General features: G+C 32.5%; 7 protein-coding genes. 2 read left to right on the top strand and 5 right to left on the bottom strand.

Annotated elements, in window-relative coordinates; all coding sequences use genetic code 11:
* Positions 1-188 precede the first annotated feature (188 nt).
* Positions 189-1,007 (top strand): hypothetical protein, encoded by an 819-nt coding sequence (locus HHU12_RS32915; RefSeq protein WP_169660975.1) that lies wholly within the window; start codon positions 189-191, stop codon positions 1,005-1,007.
* Positions 1,008-1,303: 296 nt separating this feature from the next.
* Here the strand turns inward: HHU12_RS32915 and HHU12_RS32910 are convergent, their stop codons facing one another.
* From HHU12_RS32910 to HHU12_RS32890, 5 genes are all read right to left on the bottom strand, one after another.
* Positions 1,304-2,572: a hypothetical protein gene (locus HHU12_RS32910; protein WP_169660974.1), complete on the bottom strand. Its 1,269-nt coding sequence runs from the start codon at positions 2,570-2,572 to the stop codon at positions 1,304-1,306.
* Between the two features lie 19 nt (positions 2,573-2,591).
* Positions 2,592-3,299: a DUF4625 domain-containing protein gene (locus HHU12_RS32905; protein WP_169660973.1), complete on the bottom strand. Its 708-nt coding sequence runs from the start codon at positions 3,297-3,299 to the stop codon at positions 2,592-2,594.
* A gap of 149 nt (positions 3,300-3,448) precedes the next feature.
* A complete protein-coding gene (locus HHU12_RS32900; protein WP_169660972.1) occupies positions 3,449-4,045 on the bottom strand; it encodes a CorA family divalent cation transporter in 597 nt (198 codons plus the stop codon).
* Complete coding sequence (locus tag HHU12_RS32895) at positions 4,042-4,374, bottom strand: hypothetical protein (RefSeq protein ID WP_169660971.1); 333 nt, start codon at positions 4,372-4,374, stop codon at positions 4,042-4,044. Before HHU12_RS32895 ends, HHU12_RS32900 begins: the two co-directional genes overlap by 4 nt.
* Positions 4,375-4,485: 111 nt before the next feature.
* Positions 4,486-5,022 carry a hypothetical protein gene (locus HHU12_RS32890; RefSeq protein ID WP_169660970.1) on the bottom strand — a complete coding sequence of 179 codons (537 nt, stop codon included), beginning with the start codon at positions 5,020-5,022 and terminating at the stop codon, positions 4,486-4,488.
* A gap of 197 nt (positions 5,023-5,219) precedes the next feature.
* On the opposite strand from HHU12_RS32890, the gene HHU12_RS32885 reads away from it, so the two are divergent.
* Positions 5,220-5,698 (top strand): transposase (locus HHU12_RS32885; RefSeq protein ID WP_169656597.1); only part of this gene is annotated, 479 nt, incomplete at its 3' end.

Here is a 5,698-nt window from a genome sequence, read left to right as displayed (position 1 = left end):
GAAAGGAGAGAGTATACTTGAGGCTTTTATAACGCTTGCTTCGTTGAAAATTCCTATTGCTGAGTAGTTACAGTAGATATAAAAACGCTTCATTTCCTTTTTTACCAAAAACATTATTTTTTATCCAAATATTTTGTTTGATGTTCACCTACTTTTGTGCTAACAAATAGAACGAAAATCAGAACAAAATGAAAATTCTAAAACTAAAATCAATTAAGATCCTTGCTATCTTTGCTATGTCTGTATTGGGTATTAACAGCGCCAATGCACAAACTGCTGATGAGATTGCTAACAAATTGCAGAACCCTCTATCAAGTATTATTGCTTTGCCTATACAGCATAATATGGGAATGGGAATTCCTGGTATGGATGGTACCACTTATACTATGTCTTTACAGCCAATCGTTGCTCAAGAATTCGAAAAATTCAGTCTTGTTCATCGTGGTGTAATGGGATTATCTTACCTTCCTGCAACAACTGGAATGGAAAATAATCTAAACCCACAGTTCGGGATTACGGACCTAAACTACTCTTTCTTTTTTGCTCCAAAAAATGTAGGTAAACTAGCTTGGGGTATTGGTCCATCAATCGATATGCCTACTGCTACAAGCGAAATGTTAGGTACTGGAAAATGGTCTGCGGGTGCTTCATTAGCATTAGTGTACCAAACCAATGGCTGGACCTTTGACATGATTTTCCGTCAGACGGTATCATTTGCGGGTGATCAAAATAGAAATGATGTGAATACTTTTGTTGGTCAGACGCTGATTGCAAAAAGTTTAGGCAAAGGTTGGATGATCAACACATTCCCTACAATTGTAGCGAATTGGAATGCTGAAAAAGGTCAACAATGGACTGTACCTGTAGGTGGAGGTATCAGTAAGTTAGTTTTTATGGGAAAACTGCCAGTGAACTTGGGTGTACAATACTATAATAATGTTGTAAAGCCTGATCATGTAGGTCAGCATGAATTAAGATTAATGACAACGTTTGTATTCAAAAAATAGTTCATAATCAGGAATAGATCAATGCGATAGAATTCTACATTTATTAGTTGAGCATTTAATTCAATCAGTAGTGTAAAGCTCCCTAATCTTTTAGGGAGTTTTTATATTCAAATCAAACCTAGAATTATGATATTATCTATAATAATTACTACTTTCTTGATTAGTGTAATCAATAAGGTTATTTCTAATATGGTGAAATCTACTTTGAATTTTAAGGAAGAAAATTAAGTAAAAAAGGGCACTCAAATATTGAGATGCCCTTTACTACTTAATCTAAAACACCAATTTTGACATATCTAGTTATGATTATCAATTTCTAATTCAATCACGTTTCCAAAAACGCCGATGTCTGAGATCGAATTTCCAGTTTCAATTGGTGTATATTCTATCATGTTTTTAGCTCCAAAAACATTGATATACGAGTTCGTTCCTGCATGAACATAAGCAAACTTCTCACTTACCGCTACTTTTACGTTCATACTCAAATCTTCATTTACTGTTGCACTATTGATTGGTGTAAAAGTACCCAAATCATAAGCAACAAAGTTTTTATCATCTGTCAATACATAAAGTCTGTGCACCATGTAATTGATCTCGAAATCTACAATTCCTTTCGTATCAACTACCTTTTCCATCTTACCTTCTTTAGCATCAATTTTATAGATACCTTTATCCTTGTCAATACCTATAGCAATTTTAGTATGAGCAGATCCATTGAAATATTTTCTATAGATTATCTTATCAAATTTTACACCTTCTTCTGGGTATTCGATCATATTCTCATGCATCACAATATCCTTGTCAATCCAATCACCTTCGTTAGTAAAGACAATGGTTAAAAGCCCTTTATCAGTTGCAACAAGTCCATAGTTCTCATCCCAGTTTTCTGAATAAAGGTTAGTCGCATAGATTTCATTAAAATCTGTATATGATTTAGAGACTTTTGCTGAGTCAACATGATAAAGATCCAATACATTATCTTCGTCTACTAATAAATAGAAATTATCACCAAACCCAGTAGACAAATAAGTGGTGTTCACACCTGCTTTTTGATAATGATCTAATTCAATCTCTTTCGCTTGACCGCTGTTTAATACATCTTCGGCAGTTACATAATATAGATTACCATTCTCGTTTGATCTCCAGATTGCTTGGAAGTCACTCCAATCAAGATTTGTCAATTGAGGCGTTGACGTAGTGATGTTAATTTTTGGAGGATAGGTATGGAAGTGATTCATATGTAAATCAAGACCCGTGAAGATTGAATAAACGTTTTCTTCACTGTATACTTTTGCGTTTGCAATCTTAGGACCTAATTCTTTAATCACTTTAGTTCCTTGTTCTTGTGCAAATAAAGTATCGATACGTTCACTATGTGGCTCTCGTAATTCAATAACATTATTATCATTGTAAGTCACTAAAAGTTTCAAGCCCTCAAATTCACCATAAGGAGCATCTTCTGGTTTCTCTGGCACTTCAGTTTCATCATCAAGAATTTCATCTTTTTGACATGAGAAAAAAGTACTGCTAATAAGTAGTAGTAAAAAAAGATAATTTTTCATCATCTAGTGTTTATATGTTTAATTAAAAATTGAAAGTTTCTGTAACAGAATTGCTTTTAGCATCAGTTGCTATTGCTTTAACAAAATAGTCTCCTGCTGGAAGGTCGGTAGGTATCTGAATGCGATCGTTAAAATCGATGATATTGGTGTTGGCAATAGTGAAATCATAGAAATTTGAAAAGATTTCATTGTCGTGGTTATCTACCAATTTTATGTATAAGTCTTTAAGTACATTGAGGCCATGAAGCTGAAAAGCGATAGTAATAGTTTCTCCAGCAATAATTTCACCTTCTAGTTCAACATCTAAAAACTGAATTACAGGTACAATTATCAGTTCTCCACCTTCTACTGCTTTTTCACCTTTTTGATCAATAACGGTTAGTTCTACATGATAAGAACCCGTATCAAAATAAACAGGAATTACAGGATGCTCATGAATAAAAGTGTTCCTTCTTCCCTCGTAATATTGAGAATAATCGAAAAGAACAAAACTTGTGTCTGTTAATGACTCAACAGTAACAAATACCTCTGAAGCCAATTCATCACCATAAACCTGTGCTTCTAAGTGCAAGTCAACTCCAGCATAACCGATTTGATTATCTCCATGGCCCGTAGTCCCTCTTCCGTATTTTAGATCTTCAATCCGTAAATTAGATGATTGCTCGTCTTCTTGATTGCATGATAAAAACAGTAATATCAGTGCAATGTAAATTAGTTGTAGTTTTTTCATTTAGCTTAATAATGCAATAATGTCGCAAATATAAAGCTTGGTTTTAGAATTAATTATAATAAGCTGTAGTAATAGTATAACATAAGTGAATAACAATGTGCAAGATTGATTATTTCATTCAAGTTATTCCAAATTCAAATTAATTGAGATTAATCGAACCACCCTCTCTTCCAAAATACCAATAATTCAAAGATGGCAATTACAGTGATCGAAATAAGAAAAATATAATAACCATTTACCATATTTAACTCTGGCATATTAACGAAGTTCATACCATAAATACCCGTGAGTAATGTTAATGGAACAAAGATGGCTTGAATGATCGTCAAGGTATTTAGCTTCTTATTACTTCTCTCTTGCAAAAGTAATTGATAATGTGATTGTACACCTTTGATGTTTTCTTCTAAACGGCTGGTGAGGTCCAAAATGAAAGAATAGTTTTTTATCGTTCTTCCTATTTCATCATCAATACGTATTACACCATCAGCCCATCGTAGTTTAGGGATTGATTGCAATGCAATGTATTGATCTTCCACAATATTGGAGAGGTTATGAACATTGTCTTTTACGTCGATAATATCTGATATATCTAATTCATCAGGATCCTCATCTAATTTATGTGATAATTCATCCACTTCATTTCTTGCTTTCTGAATACAATGAGCCGTTTTCTTTAAAACATAATTGACCATAAAATAAACCAGATAATTAAGATCAATGGCTAAGTCAAAAGGGTTGTTATTCAATGCACTGAAAATACCTGTGAAGATCTGATTCGACTGATCATAAGAGTCAACGTTTCTTGAATATAGATATTATCAGAATTACATATCGGTAAATTCAAAACCATTGTTTGAGAAGTCAGGCGAATATTTTTTAATTTTGATGGTCTTACAAAATCTTTAAGAATTAGTTTATCAAAGTCATGCTCTTCTAAAATGGGAACGATTTCTTGCCTGTCATCCACCTTTATTTCTAACCAATATTCAGCATCATCATCTAAATCATCAGGATCATTTTCATATTCAATTTTTGAAATTCTGTGTTTATCAATTTGGTATAGATTTCTAATCATGTAGCTGTTTTTGGATCAATTAATAATTTCTACAATAAATATTACAAAATACATTGATTTACTGCAAATTAATTTTCAAGAAAGAAGCTAAATCCTATTATCACAACTTATTCAATACCTATAGTATTCTTCTTCTTTTAGCTTAAAGAGATCAAACATAATATGCATAGTAAAATTATGTTCATTAATGCCTTTAAACTCTTTATTTGTAATCGCTAAATTGTACCCATAAACAAGTCTGAATTTACTTACGCCTAAACCAATTTCTGGTCTAAAACGTAATGAATTCTCTTTAAAATTGGTATAATTGATAATGTTCAAACCCATATTCATTGCACCTACACCTCCTCCTATCCATCCACCAACTTTCAATCCCCATACAAACTCATCATGTACTTTAAATTCATTTGTGATGCCAACGATTGAAGTAGCCATATGATAACCTTCTACTCCATCATTCATTATAGCTACTCCTAGTTCTGCAAATTTGTTTCTTTGAATTTGAAAACCAGTTATCAAGGCTACACTTTTTTTGTTTTTATGGTAGTAAGCTCTTTTTTGAAATGCTGTTAATGAATCAGTTTGAGCATAACTGAAGTTCAGACTGATAAAAGATAAAATAAAAATGAACAGTAAATAGTATCTCATAAGTTTGCTAAATTAGAATTAGATAGTCTCAATTATTACTTGTAATACAATAAACGGACCATCTCTAAATTGGTAGTGTGTGTACTAAAAAAATCTATAGGTATCTAAACTTAGATCGCCCTAAATAGTAAAACGTACTTCTGTTACGGTTAACTGATTTACATTAGTGTAAAAGTAACCAAACAACCAGATGTATTATGATCAATTTTGAAGGTTTTGACGATAGAACATTTTATTCAACATTTCAAAAAGAAGAAGATTGTCTTGAATATTTATCGACACTAAAGTGGAGTGATCATTACAAATGTAGGAAATGTGAACATACAAAATATATGAAAGGTAAAAAGTTACATTCCAGACGTTGTCAAAAGTGTAAATATGATGAGTCTGTTACGGCTCATACCCTATTTCATAAGCTGAAATTTTCAATTCTAACTGCTTTTGAATTCATATTTAAAGTTAGTTGTGATAAGAAAGGCATGTCCACTTTAACTTTAAGTGAGAAACTGTCCTTGAGTTATCAAAGCTGTTTAAATTTCAGACGTAAAGTGCAATATGCTATGCAAAGTAGTTTACAGCATCCTTTGAAGGGGTATGTTGAGGTCGATGAGTTTGCTGTAGGTGGGTATGACGCTGGCAGTCAAGGTAGAGCCAAAGGAGATAAAAAGCTTGTCAA

Origin of the sequence: Flammeovirga aprica JL-4 (assembly GCF_012844305.1) — a bacterium.
Lineage (GTDB): Bacteria > Bacteroidota > Bacteroidia > Cytophagales > Flammeovirgaceae > Flammeovirga > Flammeovirga aprica.
The sequence above is the reverse complement of the archived record's forward strand: the minus strand, read 5'-3'. Positions and strand labels throughout refer to the sequence as shown.